The organism is Streptomyces sp. NPDC050439, assembly GCF_040655335.1.
GTDB lineage: Bacteria > Actinomycetota > Actinomycetes > Streptomycetales > Streptomycetaceae > Streptomyces.
On sequence record NZ_JBFAJT010000003.1, the window covers coordinates 340,791 to 360,253 of the forward strand.

The 19,463-nt window shown below is 71.2% G+C and carries 14 protein-coding genes; 7 read left to right on the top strand and 7 right to left on the bottom strand.

What is annotated here, in order from left to right; all coding sequences use genetic code 11:
- Positions 1-194: 194 nt before the first annotated feature.
- The 3 genes from AB0I66_RS14555 to AB0I66_RS14565 form a co-directional block, all read right to left on the bottom strand.
- On the bottom strand, positions 195-1,655 hold the full coding sequence (locus AB0I66_RS14555; RefSeq protein ID WP_363208173.1) for a glutamate synthase subunit beta: 1,461 nt from the start codon (positions 1,653-1,655) through the stop codon (positions 195-197).
- Positions 1,648-6,243, bottom strand: a complete 4,596-nt coding sequence (gene gltB / locus AB0I66_RS14560; RefSeq protein ID WP_363208174.1) for a glutamate synthase large subunit — start codon at positions 6,241-6,243, stop codon at positions 1,648-1,650. Before gltB ends, AB0I66_RS14555 begins: the two co-directional genes overlap by 8 nt.
- 305 nt (positions 6,244-6,548) lie before the next feature.
- Positions 6,549-7,280, bottom strand: a complete 732-nt coding sequence (locus AB0I66_RS14565; RefSeq protein WP_363208175.1) for a VIT1/CCC1 transporter family protein — start codon at positions 7,278-7,280, stop codon at positions 6,549-6,551.
- A 212-nt stretch (positions 7,281-7,492) separates the two neighbouring features.
- Here AB0I66_RS14565 and AB0I66_RS14570 point away from each other — a divergent pair, with 212 nt between their 5' ends.
- From AB0I66_RS14570 to AB0I66_RS14600, 7 genes are read left to right on the top strand one after another with little or no spacing between them, the layout of a single operon-like run.
- Positions 7,493-8,482 (top strand): ADP-ribosylglycohydrolase family protein, encoded by a 990-nt coding sequence (locus tag AB0I66_RS14570; protein ID WP_363208176.1) that lies wholly within the window; start codon positions 7,493-7,495, stop codon positions 8,480-8,482.
- A gap of 29 nt (positions 8,483-8,511) precedes the next feature.
- Positions 8,512-9,723 (top strand): ADP-ribosylglycohydrolase family protein, encoded by a 1,212-nt coding sequence (locus tag AB0I66_RS14575; protein WP_363208674.1) that lies wholly within the window; start codon positions 8,512-8,514, stop codon positions 9,721-9,723.
- A complete protein-coding gene (locus AB0I66_RS14580) occupies positions 9,680-10,876 on the top strand; it encodes an ADP-ribosylglycohydrolase family protein (protein WP_363208177.1) in 1,197 nt (398 codons plus the stop codon). The genes AB0I66_RS14575 and AB0I66_RS14580 overlap by 44 nt, the downstream gene beginning before the upstream one ends.
- Positions 10,873-12,276, top strand: coding sequence for an ADP-ribosylglycohydrolase family protein (locus tag AB0I66_RS14585; protein ID WP_363208178.1), 1,404 nt, complete (start codon positions 10,873-10,875; stop codon positions 12,274-12,276). The genes AB0I66_RS14580 and AB0I66_RS14585 overlap by 4 nt, the downstream gene beginning before the upstream one ends.
- Entirely contained in the window at positions 12,273-13,211 is a 939-nt protein-coding gene (gene rbsK / locus AB0I66_RS14590; protein ID WP_363208179.1) for a ribokinase, read from the top strand. Before AB0I66_RS14585 ends, rbsK begins: the two co-directional genes overlap by 4 nt.
- Positions 13,208-14,395: a CoA transferase gene (locus AB0I66_RS14595; RefSeq protein WP_363208180.1), complete on the top strand. Its 1,188-nt coding sequence runs from the start codon at positions 13,208-13,210 to the stop codon at positions 14,393-14,395. The genes rbsK and AB0I66_RS14595 overlap by 4 nt, the downstream gene beginning before the upstream one ends.
- A 20-nt stretch (positions 14,396-14,415) precedes the next feature.
- A complete protein-coding gene (locus AB0I66_RS14600; protein ID WP_363208676.1) occupies positions 14,416-15,246 on the top strand; it encodes a CoA ester lyase in 831 nt (276 codons plus the stop codon).
- A gap of 66 nt (positions 15,247-15,312) precedes the next feature.
- On the opposite strand, the gene lgt is transcribed toward AB0I66_RS14600, so the two are convergent.
- The 4 genes from lgt to trpB form a co-directional block, all read right to left on the bottom strand.
- A complete protein-coding gene (gene lgt / locus AB0I66_RS14605) occupies positions 15,313-16,263 on the bottom strand; it encodes a prolipoprotein diacylglyceryl transferase (protein WP_363208181.1) in 951 nt (316 codons plus the stop codon).
- 111 nt (positions 16,264-16,374) lie between these two features.
- Complete coding sequence (locus tag AB0I66_RS14610; protein WP_363208182.1) at positions 16,375-17,151, bottom strand: thioredoxin domain-containing protein; 777 nt, start codon at positions 17,149-17,151, stop codon at positions 16,375-16,377.
- Positions 17,152-17,214: 63 nt separating this feature from the next.
- Entirely contained in the window at positions 17,215-18,030 is an 816-nt protein-coding gene (trpA, locus tag AB0I66_RS14615; RefSeq protein ID WP_363208183.1) for a tryptophan synthase subunit alpha, read from the bottom strand.
- Positions 18,027-19,313 (bottom strand): tryptophan synthase subunit beta, encoded by a 1,287-nt coding sequence (gene trpB / locus AB0I66_RS14620; protein WP_363208184.1) that lies wholly within the window; start codon positions 19,311-19,313, stop codon positions 18,027-18,029. Before trpB ends, trpA begins: the two co-directional genes overlap by 4 nt.
- Between the last annotated feature and the right edge of the window lie 150 nt (positions 19,314-19,463).

Consider the following 19,463-nt stretch of genomic DNA (forward strand, 5'->3'; position numbering starts at 1 on the left):
CTAAGGGGTCCGAAACGTGATTTGCGTTGCAAGCAATGCACGTTGCACCGGCTGCAACGCGGAGACGCGCCAGCGGGGCCCGGAAACGCCACGACGCCCGCCCTGGTCCGGTCGGGGACAAGGCGGGCGTCGCATCAGTTCCGTACGCCGTTGTACGGGACGTATGAGGGGTCGTACGGACGAACCGTACGGGATCAGACCATCAGAGATCGGTCCGTGGGTCGAATCGGCGACGGGAGGTCGCTCGCACCGGTGAGGAAACGGTCCACGCCCCGCGCGGCCGAGCGGCCCTCGGCGATCGCCCAGACGATGAGCGACTGACCGCGGCCCGCGTCACCGGCGACGAAGACGCCGGGCACGTTCGTCTGGAACTCGGCGTCACGGGCCACGTTCCCGCGCTCGTCGAGGTCCAGGGAGAACTGGTCCACCAGACCGTTCTCGCGGTCCGTGCCCGTGAAGCCCATGGCGAGGGTGACCAGCTGGGCGGGGATCTTGCGCTCCGTGCCCGGCTTCGGGGTCAGCTTGCCGTCGATGAACTCCACCTCGGTGAGGTGCAGGGACTGGACGTTGCCGTCCTCGTCGCCCTCGAAGTGGGTGGTCGAGACGGAGTAGACCCGCTCGCCGCCCTCCTCGTGCGCGGAGGTCACCTTGTAGAGCATGGGGAAGGTCGGCCACGGCTGGTTGGCGTTCCGGTCCTCGCCCGGACGCGGCATGATCTCCAGCTGCGTGACCGAGGCCGCGCCCTGGCGGTGGGCGGTGCCCACGCAGTCCGCGCCGGTGTCGCCGCCGCCGATGACGACGACGTGCTTGCCCTCGGCCGAGACCGGGGTCGTGACGTAGTCGCCCTCCTGGACCTTGTTGGCCAGGGGCAGGTACTCCATCGCCTGGTAGACGCCCTTGAGCTCACGGCCGGGGACCGGGAGGTCGCGGGACGTCGTGGCGCCCGCGGCGATGACCACCGCGTCGTGCCGCTTGCGCAGCTTGACCGCGTCTATGTCGCGGCCGATCTCCACGCCCGTACGGAACTTGGTGCCCTCCGCGCGCATCTGCTCGATGCGGCGGTTGATGTGGCGCTTCTCCATCTTGAACTCGGGGATGCCGTAGCGAAGGAGGCCGCCGATGCGGTCGGCGCGCTCGTACACGACGACCGTGTGGCCGGCCCGGGTCAGCTGCTGCGCGGCGGCGAGACCGGCCGGGCCGGAGCCGATGACGGCCACGGTCTTGCCGGAGAGCCGGTCGGGCGCCTGGGGAAGGACGTCGTTGGCGTCCCACGCCTTGTCGATGATGGAGACTTCGACGTTCTTGATCGTGACGGCCGGCTGGTTGATGCCGAGCACGCACGCCGACTCACAGGGCGCGGGGCAGAGGCGCCCGGTGAACTCCGGGAAGTTGTTCGTGGCGTGCAGCCGCTCGGAGGCTGCCGACCAGTCCTCGCGGTACGCGAAGTCGTTCCACTCCGGGATCAGGTTGCCCAGCGGACAGCCCTGGTGGCAGAACGGGATACCGCAGTCCATGCAGCGCGACGCCTGCTTGGAGATGATCGGGAGGAGGGAGCCGGGAACGTAGACCTCGTTCCAGTCCCGGACGCGCTCACCGACCGGGCGGGTCTGCGCGACCTCGCGGCCATGGTTCAAAAAGCCCTTGGGATCAGCCATTGGTCGCCGCCTCCATCATCTTCTCGGTGATCTCGGTCTCGGAGAGACCGGCTCGCTCGGCGGCGTCCTTGGCGGCGAGCACTGCCTTGTACGTGCTGGGGATGATCCTGCTGAAGCGCTCCACGGCGGAGTCCCACTCGGCGAGCAGCTTCTCGGCGACGGTCGAGCCCGTCTCCTCCTGGTGGCGGCGCACGACGTCGTGCAGCCACTTCTTGTCGGAGTCGTCCAGGGCCTCGACGGCGCCCAGGTTACCGGCGTTGACGTTGTCCCGGTCGAGGTCGATGACGTACGCGATGCCGCCCGACATGCCGGCCGCGAAGTTGCGGCCCGTCTCGCCGAGGACCACCGCGTGGCCACCGGTCATGTACTCGCAGCCGTGGTCGCCCACGCCCTCGGATACGACCGTCGCACCGGAGTTGCGGACGCAGAACCGCTCGCCCGTGCGACCACGGAGGAACAGCTCGCCGCCGGTCGCGCCGTACGCGATGGTGTTGCCCGCGATCGTCGAGTACTCGGCGAGGTGGTCGGCGCCGCGGTCCGGGCGGACGATGACTCGGCCGCCGGAGAGGCCCTTGCCGACGTAGTCGTTGGCGTCGCCCTCCAGGCGCAGCGTCACGCCGCGCGGCACGAAGGCGCCGAACGACTGGCCCGCCGAGCCGGTGAAGGTGATGTCGATGGTGTCGTCGGGCAGACCCGCGCCACCGAACTTCTTCGTCACCTCGTGGCCGAGCATGGTGCCGACCGTGCGGTTGATGTTGCGGATCGCGACCTGCGCGCGGACCGGCTGGGCGTCGGTCGCGCCGGCGGCGGAGAGCGCGTCGGCGGCGAGCTTGATCAGCTCGTTGTCGAGCGCCTTCTCCAGGCCGTGGTCCTGGACCGCGATCTGGTGGCGCACGGCGCCGCCGGGCAGCGACGGCACGTGGAAGAGGGGCTCCAGGTCCAGGCCCTGCGCCTTCCAGTGCTTCACGGCGCGCTCGGTGTCCAGGAGCTCGGCGTGGCCGACGGCCTCCTCGATGGTGCGGAAGCCCAGCTCGGCGAGGATCTCGCGGACCTCTTCGGCGATGAACTCGAAGAAGTTGACGATGTACTCGGCCTTGCCGGAGAACCGCTCGCGCAGCGCCGGGTTCTGCGTGGCGATGCCGACCGGGCAGGTGTCCAGGTGGCAGACGCGCATCATGACGCAGCCGGAGACGACGAGCGGCGCGGTCGCGAAACCGAACTCCTCGGCGCCGAGCAGCGCGGCGATGACGACGTCACGGCCGGTCTTGAGCTGACCGTCCGTCTGGACCACGATGCGGTCGCGCAGGCCGTTGAGGAGCAGCGTCTGCTGGGTCTCGGCGAGGCCGAGCTCCCAGGGACCGCCCGCGTGCTTGAGCGAGGTGAGCGGCGAGGCGCCCGTACCGCCGTCGTGGCCGGAGATCAGGACGACGTCCGCGTGCGCCTTGGAGACACCCGCGGCGACCGTGCCGACGCCGACCTCGGAGACCAGCTTCACGTGAATCCGCGCCTGCGGGTTCGCGTTCTTCAGGTCGTGGATCAGCTGGGCCAGGTCCTCGATGGAGTAGATGTCGTGGTGCGGCGGCGGGGAGATCAGGCCCACGCCCGGCGTCGAGTGACGCGTCTTGGCGACCCACGGGTAGACCTTGTGGCCGGGCAGCTGGCCGCCCTCGCCGGGCTTGGCGCCCTGCGCCATCTTGATCTGGATGTCGTCCGCGTTGACCAGGTACTCCGAGGTCACACCGAAGCGGCCGGAGGCGACCTGCTTGATGGACGAGCGGCGCGCCGGGTCGTACAGGCGGTCCGGGTCCTCGCCGCCCTCACCGGTGTTGGACTTGCCGCCCAGCTGGTTCATGGCGATGGCGAGGGTCTCGTGCGCCTCGCGTGAGATCGAGCCGTACGACATGGCGCCGGTCGAGAACCGCTTGACGATGTCGGCGGCCGACTCGACCTCGTCGACGGAGATCGACGGGCGGTCCGACTTCAGGTTGAACAGACCGCGCAGCGTCATGAGGCGCTCGGACTGCTCGTTCACGCGGTCCGTGTACTTCTTGAAGATGTCGTAGCGGCGGTTGCGCGTGGCGTGCTGCAGGCGGAAGACCGTCTCCGGGTCGAAGAGGTGCGGCTCGCCCTCACGGCGCCACTGGTACTCACCGCCTATGTCGAGCGCGCGGTGCGCGGAGGCGATGCCCGAGCTCGGGTAGGCCTTGGCGTGCCGGGCGGCGACCTCCTGCGCGACGACGTCGATGCCGACTCCGCCGATCTTGGACGTCGTGCCGACGAAGTACTTCGCGACGAAGTCCTCCTGGAGGCCCACGGCCTCGAAGACCTGCGCGCCGCGGTAGGAGGCGACGGTCGAGATGCCCATCTTGGACATGACCTTCAGGACGCCCTTGCCGAGCGCGTAGATCAGGTTGCGGATGGCCGACTCGGCGCCACCCTCTTCGTCGGCGTCCAGGAACGTGCCGGCGCGGACGAGGTCCTCGACGGACTCCATCGCGAGGTACGGGTTGACGGCCGCGGCGCCGTAGCCGATGAGGAGGGCCACGTGGTGGACCTCGCGGACGTCGCCCGCCTCGACGAGCAGGCCCACCTGGGTGCGCTGCTTGGTGCGGATGAGGTGGTGGTGGACGGCCGCGGTGAGCAGCAGCGAGGGGATCGGCGCGTGCTCGGCGTCGGAGTGCCGGTCGGAGAGCACGATCAGGCGGGCGCCGGCCTCTATGGCGGCGTCGGCCTCGGTGCAGATCTCCTCGATGCGGGCGGCCAGCGCGTCGCCGCCGCCGCTGACGCGGTAGAGACCGGAGAGGGTCGCGGCCGTCATGCCGGGCATGTCGCCGTCGGCGTTGATGTGGATGAGCTTGGCGAGCTCGTCGTTGTCGATCACCGGGAAGGGCAGCGTGACGCTGCGGCACGTCGCGGCGGTCGGCTCCAGGATGTTGCCCTGCGGGCCGAGCGAGGAGTGCAGCGAGGTGACGAGCTCTTCACGGATGGCGTCAAGCGGCGGGTTGGTGACCTGCGCGAACAGCTGCGTGAAGTAGTCGAAGATCAGCCGCGGGCGCTCGGAGAGAGCCGCGATGGGGGTGTCCGTGCCCATGGAGCCGAGCGGCTCGCCGCCGGTCTTGGCCATCGGCGCGAGGATGATGCGCAGCTCTTCCTCGGTGTAGCCGAAGGTCTGCTGGCGGCGCGTGACGGAGGCATGCGTGTGCACGATGTGCTCGCGCTCGGGAAGGTCGGAGAGCTCGATCTCGCCGGCTTCCAGCCACTCCTGGTACGGGTTCTCGGCGGCGAGGGCGGCCTTGATCTCGTCGTCCTCGACGATGCGGTGCTCGGCGGTGTCGACGAGGAACATCTTGCCGGGCTGCAGGCGGCCCTTGCGGACGACCTTCGCGGGGTCGATGTCCAGGACGCCGACCTCGGAGCCGAGGACGACGAGGCCGTCGTCGGTGACCCAGTAGCGGCCGGGGCGCAGACCGTTGCGGTCGAGAACGGCGCCGACCTGGGTGCCGTCGGTGAAGGTGACACAGGCCGGGCCGTCCCAGGGCTCCATCATCGTGGAGTGGTACTGGTAGAAGGCACGGCGGGCCGGGTCCATCGAGCGATGGTTCTCCCACGCCTCGGGGATCATCATCAGGACCGAGTGCGGAAGCGAACGGCCGCCGAGGTGGAGGAGTTCGAGCACCTCGTCGAAGGACGCCGAGTCGGAGGCGTCCGGGGTGCAGATCGGGAAGACGCGGTCCAGCTTCTCGGTGCTGTGCTCGCCGGCGGAGGCGAACAGGCCGGAGGCGAGCTGCGACTCACGCGCCCGCATCCAGTTCCGGTTGCCCTTGACCGTGTTGATCTCGCCGTTGTGCGCGACGAAGCGGTACGGGTGTGCGAGCGGCCAGCTCGGGAACGTGTTCGTGGAGAAGCGCGAGTGGACGAGCGCGACGGCCGTGGCGAAACGGCGGTCGGACAGGTCGGGGAAGAACGGCTCCAGCTGGCCGGTGGTCAGCATGCCCTTGTAGACGATGGTGCGGGCGGAGAGCGAGGGGAAGTACGTCCCGGCCTCACGCTCGGCGCGCTTGCGCAGCACGAAGGCCTTGCGGTCGAGCGCCACGCCGGTGCTCTCGCCGTCGGCCACGAAGATCTGCCGGAAGACCGGCATCGTCGAGCGGGCGGTGGACCCGAGCAGTTCGGGGGCGACGGGGACGTCGCGCCAGCCGAGGACCGTCAGGCCTTCCTCCGAGGCGATCGTCTCGATCTGTGAGACGGCGCCGTCGGTCGTGCCCGCGGTGTCGACGGGCAGGAAGGCGATGCCGACGGCGTACGCACCGGCATCGGGGAGCGCGAAGCCGGCGACCTCGCGCAGGAAGGCATCCGGCACCTGGAGCAGGATTCCGGCGCCGTCACCGGAGTCGGGCTCGGAGCCGGTGGCACCACGGTGTTCGAGATTGCGCAGTACGGTCAGCGCCTGTTCGACAAGCTCATGGCTGGCTACACCGGTGAGGGTGGCCACGAACCCGACACCACAGGCGTCGTGCTCGTTACGGGGGTCGTACATGCCCTGGGGGGCGGGGCGACCGTCCATGGGCGACCAGGCGTGCGTACGCATTGGCTCTCCCGTCGTCGTCGTGGCATAGGCAAAAAGGCGAGGGACGACGTTGGCCCAGGCAAAATTTCGTGCAGGTTACATGATGGAACGCTTCTCGAAAAGCGGATAGCTCATTCCACCATGTGGACACCGCTCGGGGGCGTGGGAGCGGCGGGGGACCTCCGCGGACAGATCGATGACCGCAGGCCCGAAAGCGGCACGGGCCTCATTGCCCGCAGCGCTTACGGCTCATGCCCGGTGGTCAGGGATTCGAAACCGCCGAGTAACGGCTAGTTATGCAGGGTCCCGCATAGGACTGCAAGGGTTCATCCTACGGCGGTACCGAACAAGCTGCCCAGGGCGTACGTCACACCCGCCGCCGCCCCGCCGAGCGCGAGCTGCCGCAGACCGCTGAACCACCACGACCGCGCGGTCACCTTCGCCACGACGGCGCCGCACACGAAGAGGCCGATCAGCGCGAGCAGCAGCGCGGGCCAGAACGTGTCGGCGCCGAGCAGATACGGCAGCACGGGAAGCAGGGCGCCGAGCGCGAAGGCACCGAAGGAGGAGACCGCGGCGACGAGCGGGGAGGGCAGATCGCCGGGATCGATGCCCAGCTCCTCGCGCGCGTGGATCTCCAGGGCCTGCTCGGGGTCCTTGGACAGCTGCCTGGCGACCTCGCGGGCCAGGCCCGGCTCGACGCCACGGGACTCGTAGAGCTCGGCGAGCTCCCGCTCCTCGTCCGCCGGGTGCTTGCGCAACTCCCGCCGCTCCACGTCGAGTTCGGCCTGGACGAGCTCACGCTGCGAGGCGACGGAGGTGTACTCACCGGCCGCCATGGAGAAGGCACCCGCGGCGAGACCGACGAGGCCCGTCACGACGATGGTCTGCTGCGAGACGGCACCGCCCGCGACACCGGTCATCAGGGCCAGGTTGGACACCAGGCCGTCCATCGCGCCGAAGACGGCGGGGCGCAGCCAGCCGCCGTTGACGTCGCGGTGGGTGTGGTTGTCGCGGTGTGCCTCGTGCAGTGCCGCTTCGGTCTCGATGATCGCCATGGTGGGCCCCCTCAGTGCTTGGACGATCTCGAAAGTACGCGCGAAAAATCGCTCTCGCCAGCAAGGAAGGCCGTACTTACCTGCCTGAACAGGCGTCTGTCGAACCGGTGAGCGCATGGGTCGGAGGGGTGACGTGAGCGGTGCGGATGCTCGCCTCGGGGGCGCCGCGTGGCAGGGATACCCGCAACGTCTTCGCACCATGGAGGCACGGCATGACGAGCTCGACCGGTGTGACAGGAGCGATCGGCCTGAGAGAGCGGGCGCGCGGCGCCCTTCTCGGCCTCGCGGTCGGCGACGCGCTGGGCGCGCCCGCCGAGAACATGAAGCCGTCGGAGATCCGCCGCCGCTGGGGACGCATCACCGGATACGTCGCCGAGCATCCCGCCGGCACGGACGACACCGAGTACGCGATCTTCTCCGGGCTCCTCCTGGCCCGGCACGGCTCGGCGCTCACCGTCGCGCATGTCGAGGCGGCCTGGCACGAGTGGATCGCGGACCTCGACGAGGGCCCTTTCCGGGGCGCGGGCTTCAGCGAGCGCGGCACCCTGGAGAACCTGCGCCGCGGCCTCGCGGCGCCCATCTCGGCGCAGCACCGGCACGCCTGGAGCGACGGCCTCGCGATGCGGGCCGCCCCGTTCGGGGTCTTCGCCGCGGGGCTCCCCGCCGAAGCGGCCCGGCTGGTGGCGATCGACGGCTCCGTCAGCCATGACGGCGAGGGCATCTACGGCGGTCAGGCGGTGGCCGCGGGGGTCGCGGCGGCGATGGGCGGCGAGCCGGTGGACTCCGTGGTGGCCGCGGCCCTGTCCGTCATCCCGGAGGACTGCTGGACGTCCCGCTCGCTGCGGCGGGCGGTGGCGGTGGCCCACCGCGGCGAACGCGCAGTCCGCTCCGCGGTGGTGATCGGCGGCTACCCCTGGACCGACCTCGCCCCCGAGGCGGTGGGGCTCGCCTTCGGGGCGTACGCGGCGGCCTCCGGGGAGTTCTCCGGTGCGGTGCTCACCGCCGTGAACATGGGGCGGGACGCGGATACGACTGCCGCGGTGGCGGGGGCGCTGGCCGGGGCGTCATGCGGAGTCTCGGCGATTCCCCCGCCCTGGGCTGCGGCGATCGGCCCCGTGCGGGGCAGCTGCCTTCCCTCCATGCGGGGCCACCACGTGCTGGACGTGGCGGAGTTGCTTGTCTCTGACCTGGGGGTCTCATGACGGAGAACAAGCCCGCCGCTTCGCGGCGGATGCCTCCCACCCACCCACCCGTATGCCCGGCAGCCGTCTCCGCCACGAAGGTCGAGGGCCTGCTGCTGGGTCTCGCCGCGGGCGACGCCGCGGGTTGGCCCGCCGCCCGCCACAGAGCCGCCCGCATGCCCGAGTGGACACGGCGACTCACCCGCGAACTCGACACCTTCGCCGAGCAGAACGCCACCACCACCCTCCCCGTCCCCATCGCGCTCAACCAGCCCCCGGAACCACTGCGCCTCGGCCCCTCCGACGACGCAGAATGGGCGGCCTTCGCCGCCGAGTCGCTGCTCCGCGCGGCGGACGGGACGCTCGACCCCCGGCTGTCCCCGGACCGCCGGGTCCGCGCGGCGCTCGACCTCGCCTGGAACACCCTCGCCAGCGAAATCGCCGCGGCAGCGGCCCGCGCCCCCGAGGTCGAGTCAGCCGTACTCCCCCTGCGCGCCCGCATCTCCGTGCGCGCGGGCCTCGGCAACCTCGCCACCGGCCTGCGCCCGCCCGCCACCGGCCACGACAACCCCCACTTCTTCGACGACGCAGCCTGCGTACGCGCCTGCGTCCTCGCCCTCGTCCACCCCGGCGAGCCCGAACAGGCCGCCGCCCTGGCCGAGTTCGACGCCCGCTACTCCCAGGACGGCGACGGCGTGCACGGCGCCCGCGCCATGGCCGCGGCCATCGCGGCGGCGCTCGGCGGCGCGGACGTCGACGCCACCGTGGACGCCGCCCTCGCCCAGCTCCCGGAGCACACCGAGATCGGCCGCAACGCCTGGCACGCCGTCAAGCTCGCCCGCAGCCAGCCCGAGGACGGCGCGTTCGGTCTCGTCCCGCTCCTGGAGCACCAGATCGTCGACCACGTCTACAGCTACGGCATCGCCGCCGCCGAGACCGTCCCGGTCGCCCTCGCCCTGACCACCGCGGCCCGCGGCCGCATCCGTGACGCGGTCCCCGCCGCCGCCTGCCTCTCCCGCGTCGCCGACTCCGCCCCCGCCCTGGCCGGCGCCCTGACCGGGGTACTCGGCACGGCCACCGCCATCCCCGAGGCCTGGCGCGACGCCTGCCGCACCCTCTCCGGCTGCGCGCTCCCCCGCCTCGCGGGCACCGACCTGGTGGAACTCGCCGGGCACATCGCAGCCACGGAACTGACCGTCCCGGGAGGACAATTCCGACATGACGTCACCAAGCACCCGGACACCCCGGACCCCGGCCACTGAACTGCTCCCCACCGACCTGCCCCTGTCCGAGCGCATCACCGCCTGCCTGGTCGGTGCGGCAGTGGGCGACGCCCTCGGCGGCCCCGTCGAGGGCTACTCCCCCGAGCAGATCGTCGAACGGCACGGCGGCCGCGTACACGGCATCGTCGGCCCCTGGAACGGCGACCAATGGCGCACCGCCCGCCCCATCGCGCCGTACCACAAGGGCGACGGGCACATCACCGACGACACCTTGATGACGCACGCGCTCATCCGCGTGTACGCCACCGTCCGCGACCACCTGGACGCCTACGCGGTCGCCGACCACCTGGTCCCCGACCTCATGACACACCCGCGCTGGATCCCGGAACTGGAGACGGAGGCCATCCCGCTGCACCGCCTGTTCCTCGCCGAGAAGTGGATCGTCGCCCGCCTCCACTACGGGCACGTCGACCCGCGCGAGGCGGGCACGGGAAACATCGTCAACTGCGGCGCCGCGATGTACATGGCCCCGGTCGGCCTGGTCAACGCGGCGAACCCGGCGGGTGCGTACGCCGAGGCCCTCGACGTCGCGGGCGCCCACCAGTCGTCGTACGGACGTGAGGCGGCCGCGGTCTTCGCGGCGGCGGTGGCGGCGGCCTGCGCGCCGGGCGCGACTCCGACCTCGGTCATCGACACCGCGCTCTGTCTCGCGAAGGACGGCACGCGGGCCGCGATCGAGTCGGCGGCCGAAGTCGCGGCTCATTACACGGACTTCGAGTCGGCGCTCACCCCTCTCCGCACCGCCGTCACCCCCTTCGACACGGTCGGCCAGGACTACCGCGCGCCCTCGCTCGGAGCCCGCCGCCCCTCCCGCCTGCACGCCATCGAGGAACTCCCGATCGCGCTCGGCATGCTCCTGGTGGGCGACGGCGACTACCGCCATACGGTGCTCGGCTCGGTCAACTATGGCCGTGACTGCGACTCCATCGCCACCATGAGCGGCGCGATCGCCGGCGCGCTCGGCTCGGAGGCACCGGCCGAGTGGTCGAAGACGGTCGCGGAGGCGAGCCGCCTGGACCTGCACGCCCCCGCGACGACGCTCACGGAGGTCACCCAGGAGATCTTCACCCGCGACGTACGCCGCCGCCGGGCCCACGAGTCGGCGTACGCGGCCCTGACGGCCACCCCATGATCCGCCTCACCTGGGTCCAGCCGGAGGACTTGATCGGCCACGAACTCCGCCAGTCGGAGGAGGAGGGCAAGGACGTGGCATCGGCCCGCACCCGCTGGCTGACAGCGGGCGGCCACATGGCCCCACCAAGAGCAGGCGCGTCCCCAACACCCCCCGCTCCCCACCTACGGGCTCTGGCGGAGGAACTCCTGACAGAACTGTCGCAGCCGCTTTCGTTGTGGGCAGACGTTCCGCAGGGCGGAACGGGTGGGCACAACACCACGAACCGACCCGCACCAGAGAACAAAGCCCCGCTGCAGGCGGTTTCGGGAAGGGGCGGGCTTGGGGGAAAAGAAGCTCTACGCCCCCGCCTACACGCCGCCTGGCTAGGCAGAGCAGCAGGCTGCCTCCTGGGCAAACCAGTGGAAAAGCTCCCGCTAAACGCCATCCGCAGCCTCGCCCAGGCAACAGGCAACTGGCCCCTGACCACCTGGTTCACAGAAAGAGGCCTCCCCAGGGAGCTGAAAGAAACCCACCCCTGGAACAAACGCTCCGCCCAAACCTCCCTCGCCGAGAACATCGACGGCATGCCCGAGGACGACGACCTCAACTACCCCCTCCTCAACCTCCGCCTCCTCCAGCGCCACGGCAGGAAGTTCACCACCACGGACGTGGCAAAGCTCTGGCTGGACGAACTCCCCGCGGCCCGCACCTTCACCGCCGAACGCATCGCCTACCGCAACCTCCTCAACGGCATCGAGCCCCCGCACACCGCCACCCACCACAACCCGTTCCGCGAGTGGATCGGCGCCCTGATCCGCGCAGACGTCCACGGCTGGACGAACCCGGGCGCACCCGAGGCCGCCGCCGACCAGGCCCGCCGCGACGCGACCCTCACCCACACCGCCAACGGCGTGTACGGCGCGATGTTCGTGGCGGCCACCATCGCCGAGGCGGCGGCAGGCACCGGAGACGTCCACCACTGCCTGCGCACGGGCCTCACCGTCGTACCGCAGGACTCACGCCTGTCCCACGCGATCCACCACGGCATCCAACTGGCAAGCAAGACAGAGCACTTCGACGACGTCGTGGACGATCTCCACACGACCCACGCCCACCTCCACTGGGTCCACGTCATCCCCAACGCCGCCCTCCTGGCCGCCGCCCTCACCCACGCCGACGGCGACTTCACCGGCTCCATCACGCGCGCGGTGTCCGGCGGCTGGGACACCGACTCGAACGGCGCCACCGCGGGCTCGATCGCGGGCCTGCTCGCGGGCCACCCGGACGCGCTCCCGGACCGCTGGACCGCTCCGCTCAAGAACCGCCTGGCCAGCTCCGTCCACGGCTTCGACGGCATCGGTTTCGACACCCTCGCCGACCTCACCACCGAACTCGCCCAGGAGAGGCCCCACCCATGACCCACATCGCCGTGCTCGGCAGCACGAACATGGACCTCGTCGCGTACGTCGCCAAGGCACCGCAGCGCGGAGAGACCGTCACCGGGCGCGAGTTCCGCACGCTTCCCGGCGGCAAGGGCGCCAACCAGGCCGTCGCCGCGGCCCGCGCGGGCGCCGACGCCGTGTCGATGATCGGCGCGGTCGGCGCCGACGCCTTCGGCACCCAGCTGCGCAGCGCGCTCGAACACTCCGGTGTCGACACCGACCTGCTGCGCACCGTGGACACCGCGGCCACCGGCACCGCGCACATCGTGGTCGACGACGAGGGCGGCAACGCGATCGTCGTCATCCCCGGCGCCAACGCCACGCTCACCGCGCTCGCCCCCGGCGACGAGGGCCTGATCACCTCCGCCGACACCCTCCTGCTCCAGCTGGAGATCCCGGTGGAGGGAGTGCTCGCCGCTGCGCAGGCCGCCCGCAGGCACGGCGTACGCACCATCCTCACCCCGGCACCCGCCCAGCCCCTGCCCCCCGAACTCCTCGACTCCATCGACCTGTTGGTGCCGAACGAGTACGAGGCGGCCACCCTCACCGGCCTGACCGATCCGCACGACGCCGCCCGTTCGCTGCTCTCCCAGGTCCCCGAAGTCGTCGTCACGCTCGGCTCGCGCGGCAGTCTGTACGCGGCCAGGGGCGCCGAGCCGGTCATGGTCGAGGCCCCGCACGTCACCGCCGTGGACACGACCGGCGCGGGCGACACCTTCGTCGGCACCCTCGCGGTGGCGCTCGCCGAGGGCGGCTCCGTGCCGGACGCGCTCACCTGGGCGTCGTCGGCCGCCGCGCTCTCCGTCCAGCGCCCGGGGGCGTCGTCGTCCATGCCGTTCCGCTCCGAGATCGACACCCAGGCGAACGGCGCCCAGTCGAACAGCGCCCAGTCGAACGACACCGCCTCATGACCGCGCCCCTCAGCGGACTCCGCGTCCTGGACCTGGCGACGCTCTTCGCGGGCCCGCTCGCCGCCACGATGCTCGGCGACTTCGGCGCGGAGGTCATCAAGGTCGAGCACCCGCGCAAGCCCGACCCGTCCCGTGGGCACGGTCCGTCCAAGGACGGCGTCGGTCTCTGGTGGAAGATCCTGGGCCGCAACAAGCGCACGATGACCCTCGATCTCTCCGCGCCCGGCGGCCGCGCGACCCTGCTGCGCCTGGCCGCCACGGCGGACGTGGTCGTCGAGAACTTCCGTCCGGGGACCCTGGAGAAGTGGGATCTGGGCTGGGAGGAGCTGAGCGCGGTGAACCCCCGCCTCGTCCTCACCCGGGTCACGGGCTTCGGCCAGTTCGGCCCGTACTCCCGCCGCCCCGGCTTCGGCACCCTCGCGGAGGCGATGAGCGGTTTCGCCGCGATCACCGGCGAGCCCGACGGGCCGCCGACGCTGCCGCCCTTCGGCCTCGCCGACTCGATCGCGGGCCTCGCCACGGCGTACGCGGTGATGACGGCGCTCGCGGCCCGCGACCGGACGGGCAAGGGCCAGGTGGTGGACATGGCGATCATCGAGCCGATCCTCACGGTCCTCGGGCCGCAGCCGCTCTGGTACGACCAGCTCGGCCACGTCCAGCCCCGCACCGGCAACCGCTCCACCAACAACGCGCCCCGCAACACCTACCGCACGGCGGACGGCAGTTGGGTCGCCGTCTCCACCTCCGCCCAGTCGATCGCGGAGCGCGTGATGCGCCTGGTGGGCCGCCCGGAGCTGATCGCCGAGCCCTGGTTCGCGACGGGCGCGGACCGCGCGGCCCACGCGGACGAGCTCGACGGCGCGGTCGGCGGCTGGATCGCCCTGCACACCCGCGACGAGGTGATCGAGGCCTTCGAGAAGGCGGAGGCCGCGGTCGCCCCCATCCAGGACGTACGCGACGTGATGACCGATCCGCAGTACGCGGCCCTGGACACCGTCACCACGGTCGACGACCCGGAGCTCGGCCCGCTGCGCATGCAGAACGTCCTCTTCCGGCTCTCCGAGACCCCCGGCTCGATCGGCTGGGCGGGCCGCCCGCACGGAGCGGACACCGAGGAGGTCCTGACCGAGCTCGGCCTGACGGAGAGCGAGATCGCGAGGCTGCGCAAGGAGGGCGCCCTGTGAGAGACACGGCGCGGGACACGGTGAGGGAAACCCCCCTGACCTGGCTCTACGCACCCGGAGACCGGCCCTCCGTCGTGGCGAAGGCGCTCCTCGCGGGCGCCGACGTCGTCATCGTCGACCTGGAGGACGCGGTCGCCCCCGACCGCAAGGAGTACGCGCGGGCGGCTACGGCCGAGCTGCTCGCCGAGCCTCCCGCCGTCCCGGTCCACGTCCGCGTGAACGCCCTGGACGGCCCGCTCGCCGAGGCCGACCTCGGCGCGATCGCGCACCTGCCCGGGGTCTCCGGTCTCCGCCTGCCGAAGGTGACCTGCCCCGCCGACGTCGTGCGCGTCGCGGAACGGTCGGCTCCGGCGGACGGCGGCGCCCCCGCCCTGCACGCCCTCATCGAATCGGCGGTCGGCCTGGAGCACGCCTTCGCCATCGCCACCGCGCACCATGCCCTGCACGGCCTCTCACTCGGCGAGGCGGACCTCCGCGCCGACCTGGGAGTACGTGACGACGCGGGCCTCGACTGGTCCCGCGCGCGCGTCGTGGTGGCCGCGCGGGCCGCGGGCCTCGCGCCGCCCGCGCAGTCGGTGTACGCCGACATCCGTGACATCCAGGGCCTGACGGCATCCTGCGCGCACGGCCGCGCCCTGGGGTTCCTGGGCCGCGCCGCGATCCATCCCCGCCAGCTCCCGGCCATCGAACGCGCCTACCTCCCCACCCCGGAGGAGATCGACCACGCCGAGCAGATCGTCAAGGCGTCGACGACGGAGGCGGGCGCCCTGGCGCTCCCGGACGGCACGTTCGTGGACAAGGCCGTGGTGGACGGGGCGCGGCGGGTCCTGGACCTGGCCCGGCGCTCATAGCGGCGGGGCCGCCGGATCAGTGATCCGGCGGCCCCGTCGACGTACTGAGCAGAGAGCGTCCGCGCGTCAGCCCTTCTTGGCGGACCCGGCCCCGTCCTTGTCCGCGTCCTTGGCCGTGTCCGCGTCCTTGGAAAGCTCGGCCTTGTCCTCGGCCTTGTCCTCGACCTTGGGCGACTCGTCGTCCGAGGTGTCCTCGCCCTCGGGCACGGGTTCGACGATCTCCTCGCGGCCGGGGTGCTTCTTCGCGGAGAGCACGAAGTACACGACGGCGAGCACGAAGACCGCGATGGCGGTCCAGACGTTGAGGCGCAGGCCGAGCACGTGGTGCGCGTCGTCGACGCGCATGTACTCGATCCAGCCGCGCCCGGCGCAGTACGAGGCGACGTACAGCGCGAACGCCCGGCCGTGTCCCAGCTTGAAGCGGCGGTCGGCCCAGATGACCAGGAAGCCGACGCCGATGCACCAGAGGGACTCGTAGAGGAACGTCGGGTGGTACGTGCCGGGCACCCGGCCGTCCTCCGCCGACGTGATCTTCAGGGCCCACGGCAGATCCGTGGCCTTGCCGTACAGCTCCTGGTTGAACCAGTTGCCCCAGCGGCCGATCGCCTGGGCGAAGGCGATGCCGGGGGCGAGGGCGTCGGCCCAGGCCGGCAGCGGGATGCCGCGCCGGCGACAGCCGATCCAGGCACCGACCGCGCCGAACGCGATCGCGCCCCAGATACCGAGGCCGCCCTCCCAGATCTTGAAGGCGTCCACCCAGTCACGGCCCTCGCTGAAGTACAGCTGGTAGTCCGTGATCACGTGATAGAGACGCCCGCCGACGAGGCCGAACGGCACGGCCCAGACGGAGATGTCGGCCACGGTGCCTGGGCGGCCCCCGCGAGCGATCCACCGTTTGTTGCCGAGCCAGACGGCGACGAAGACGCCGATGATGATGCAGAACGCGTAGGCGCGCAGCGGAATGGGTCCGAGATCGACCACACCGCGCGACGGGCTGGGAATGAAGGCAAGGTCCATGGCAGGTCCGACGCTACCGTGCCGGGTGGTGCCCGGGGCAACCAGCCCGGCTACGTCTCCATAACAGGACCGCCGGGCGGGGCCCCGGAAGGGCCCCGCACCGGGAGGCGGTCAGCCCCTGTTGGCTTCCGCGACCTTCGCCTTCAGCTTCGCCGGGGTCAGCGGGTTCTTCTGGTCCCCGAAGATGTTCTTGCCGTCGAGCAGCACGCTGGGCGTGCCCTGCAGGCCCGCTTCCTGGAACGCCTTGTTCGACTTCTGGGCCCAGCTGTCGTGCTTGCCGTCGTCCACGCACTTCTTGAAGGTGTCGTTCACAAGGCCGTCCACCTTGCCCGCGAGCTCGATCAGCTTGCTGTTCTTGCTGAACGCGTCGTCCGTCTCCGGGGGTTGGTTCGTGAACAGCACGTCGTGGTACGGGGTGAACTTCCCGGCGTCCTGGGCGCAGGCGGCCGCGTTGGCCGCGCGCAGGGAGCCGCTGCCGCCCATGTTCCCGTCGATGATCGTCGCCAGGTGGTACTCGACCTTGAGCTGGCCCTTGTCGGTGAGTTCGTGGATGGTCTTGCGGTACATGTCCTCGAACTGCTTGCAGGCGGGGCAGCGGAAGTCCTCCCAGATGGTGAGGGTGGACTTGGCGCTGTCCTTGCCGACGGGGATCGCGAGCTGATTCTCGCCGACCGCCCCCTTGGGGACCGACAACGGACCCGAAGTGTCCTTGTCGTCACCTGAGTTGGCGGCGACCAGACCCGCCACGGCGGCGAGCGCGAGGACACCCACGACGGCGGCACTCACGATCAACACCCTGCGCTGCTTGTCCCGCGACTTCTGCCGCTCTCGCTCTTCCGCCAGCCGGTCGCGGGCCGCGCGCTTTCCCTCACGGTTCTTCTCGCTCACACCCCGCCAACGAACCGGGGAGGCACGAGCATGCCTCCCCGGTCCCAGGTCCACCCGTACGAGTTACGCGTTGCCGCGAACTCCCTGCGCGAGATCACTCGCGAGCGCGCGGACGGCGTCGAGTCCCGCGGCCTCGTCCTCGGCGTCCAGCATCCGCTGCACGAAGGCCGACCCGACGATCACGCCGTCGGCGAAGCCGGCGACCTCTGCCGCCTGGCGGGCGTTGGAGACACCGAGGCCGACGCAGACCGGCAGGTCGGTGGTGGCCTTGGTGCGCCGCACCAGTTCCTGCGCCTGCTCGCCCACGGACTCACGGGTGCCGGTGACGCCCATCAGCGACGCCGCGTACACGAAGCCCGAACCGGCCGCCGTGATGGTGGCGAGCCGCTCGTCCTTGCTGCTCGGCGCGACGACGAAGACCGTGGCGAGGCCGTGCTTCTCGGCGTGCTCCCTCCACAGGCCCGACTCCTGGACGGGCAGGTCGGGCAGGATGCAGCCCGCGCCGCCCGCCTCGGCGAGCTCGGCGGTGAAGCGCTCGACGCCGTAGCGGTCGATGGGGTTCCAGTACGTCATGACGAGCACCGGCTTGCCCGTGGCCTCGTGGGCCTCGCGCACCGTGCGCATCACGTCAGCGATCTTCAGGCCCGCCTTGAGCGCGATGTCGTCGGCGGTCTGGATGACGGGGCCGTCGAGGACCGGGTCGCTGTGCGGGAGACCGACCTCCACGACGTCGGCGCCGCCGTCGAAGACGGCCTTGATGGCCGCGATGCCGCCGTCCACGGTCGGGAACCCGGCCGGGAGGTAGGCGATGAGGGCGGAGCGCCCCTCGGCCCTGGCGGCCGCGAGGGTCTCGTCCAGCAGTCGGATGTTGCCGCTCACTTGGCGTCCCCCTCGATCTCCGCGCCGGTGCCGGCCGCGTCCGCCTCTACGGCGGCGTCCGTGTCGTACAGGCCGAAGTAGCGGGCGGCCGTGTCCATGTCCTTGTCGCCACGCCCGGACAGGTTGATGATGATCAGCCCGTCCTTGCCCAGCTCCTTGCCGACCTCGAGGGCCCCGGCGAGCGCGTGGGCGCTCTCGATGGCGGGGATGATGCCCTCGGTGCGCGACAGGAGACGCAGGGCCTGCATGGCCGCGTCGTCCGTGACGGCGCGGTACTCGCCGCGTCCGCTGTCCTTGAGGTAGGCGTGCTCGGGGCCGATGCCCGGGTAGTCGAGTCCGGCGGAGATCGAGTAGGGCTCGGTGATCTGCCCCTCCTCGTCCTGGAGGACGTACGACCGCGAGCCGTGCAAGATGCCCGGCTCTCCGGCGGTCAGCGTGGCCGCGTGCTCGCCGGTCTCGACGCCGTGGCCCGCGGGCTCGCACCCGATGAGCCGGACGTCGGCGTCGGGGATGAAGGCGTGGAAGAGGCCGATGGCGTTCGAGCCACCGCCCACGCACGCGACGGCGGCGTCGGGAAGACCGCCCGCGCGCTCGATGATCTGGCGCCGCGCCTCCACCCCGATGACGCGGTGGAAGTCACGCACCATGGCGGGGAAGGGGTGCGGACCCGCCACGGTCCCGAACAGGTAGTGCGTGCGGTCGACGTTGGCGACCCAGTCGCGGAACGCCTCGTTGATGGCGTCCTTCAGGGTGCGGCTGCCGGACTTCACGGCGATGACCTCGGCGCCGAGCATCCGCATGCGGGCCACGTTCAGGGCCTGGCGCTCGGTGTCGATCTCGCCCATGTAGATCGTGCATTCGAGGCCGAAGAGCGCGCAGGCGGTGGCGGTCGCCACGCCGTGCTGTCCGGCGCCGGTCTCCGCGATGACGCGGGTCTTGCCCATGCGCTTGGTGAGCAGGGCCTGGCCGAGCACGTTGTTGATCTTGTGCGAGCCGGTGTGGTTCAGGTCCTCGCGCTTGAGGAAGACGCGGGCGCCGCCCGCGTGTTCGGCGAACCGGGGCACCTCGGTGAGGCTGCTCGGGCGGCCGGTGTAGTTGACCAGGAGGTCGTCGAGCTCGCGGGCGAACTCGGGGTCGCTCTTGGCCTTGTCGTACTCGACGGCGACCTCGTCCACGGCGGCGACGAGCGCCTCCGGGATGAACTTGCCGCCGAACGCGCCGAAGTAGCCTTCGGCGCTGGGGACTTGACCCTCGGGGTCGGGGATGAAGAACTGGCTGGGCATGGCGTGGGCCTCCCTGGGGCGTTACAGAGCCCCCGGTCTGGGATGGACGTCTGGCATGGGTACGCCCTGGCGCCATTGCTGGTTGAGGTGATCTCGCGACTACTGCCCGTCGTGGGCTGATCGCGCAGTTCCCCGTGCCCCTTAAGGGGC

Bases quoted from the DNA above. Each gene is read 5' to 3' on its own strand.
- AB0I66_RS14555 (WP_363208173.1), bottom strand. From the start codon at position 1,655: ATGGCTGATCCCAAGGGCTTTTTGAACCATGGCCGCGAGGTCGCGCAG.
- gltB (WP_363208174.1), bottom strand. From the start codon at position 6,243: ATGCGTACGCACGCCTGGTCGCCCATGGACGGTCGCCCCGCCCCCCAG.
- AB0I66_RS14565 (WP_363208175.1), bottom strand. From the start codon at position 7,280: ATGGCGATCATCGAGACCGAAGCGGCACTGCACGAGGCACACCGCGAC.
- AB0I66_RS14570 (WP_363208176.1), top strand. From the start codon at position 7,493: ATGACGAGCTCGACCGGTGTGACAGGAGCGATCGGCCTGAGAGAGCGG.
- AB0I66_RS14575 (WP_363208674.1), top strand. From the start codon at position 8,512: ATGCCTCCCACCCACCCACCCGTATGCCCGGCAGCCGTCTCCGCCACG.
- AB0I66_RS14580 (WP_363208177.1), top strand. From the start codon at position 9,680: ATGACGTCACCAAGCACCCGGACACCCCGGACCCCGGCCACTGAACTG.
- AB0I66_RS14585 (WP_363208178.1), top strand. From the start codon at position 10,873: ATGATCCGCCTCACCTGGGTCCAGCCGGAGGACTTGATCGGCCACGAA.
- rbsK (WP_363208179.1), top strand. From the start codon at position 12,273: ATGACCCACATCGCCGTGCTCGGCAGCACGAACATGGACCTCGTCGCG.
- AB0I66_RS14595 (WP_363208180.1), top strand. From the start codon at position 13,208: ATGACCGCGCCCCTCAGCGGACTCCGCGTCCTGGACCTGGCGACGCTC.
- lgt (WP_363208181.1), bottom strand. From the start codon at position 16,263: ATGGACCTTGCCTTCATTCCCAGCCCGTCGCGCGGTGTGGTCGATCTC.
- trpB (WP_363208184.1), bottom strand. From the start codon at position 19,313: ATGCCCAGCCAGTTCTTCATCCCCGACCCCGAGGGTCAAGTCCCCAGC.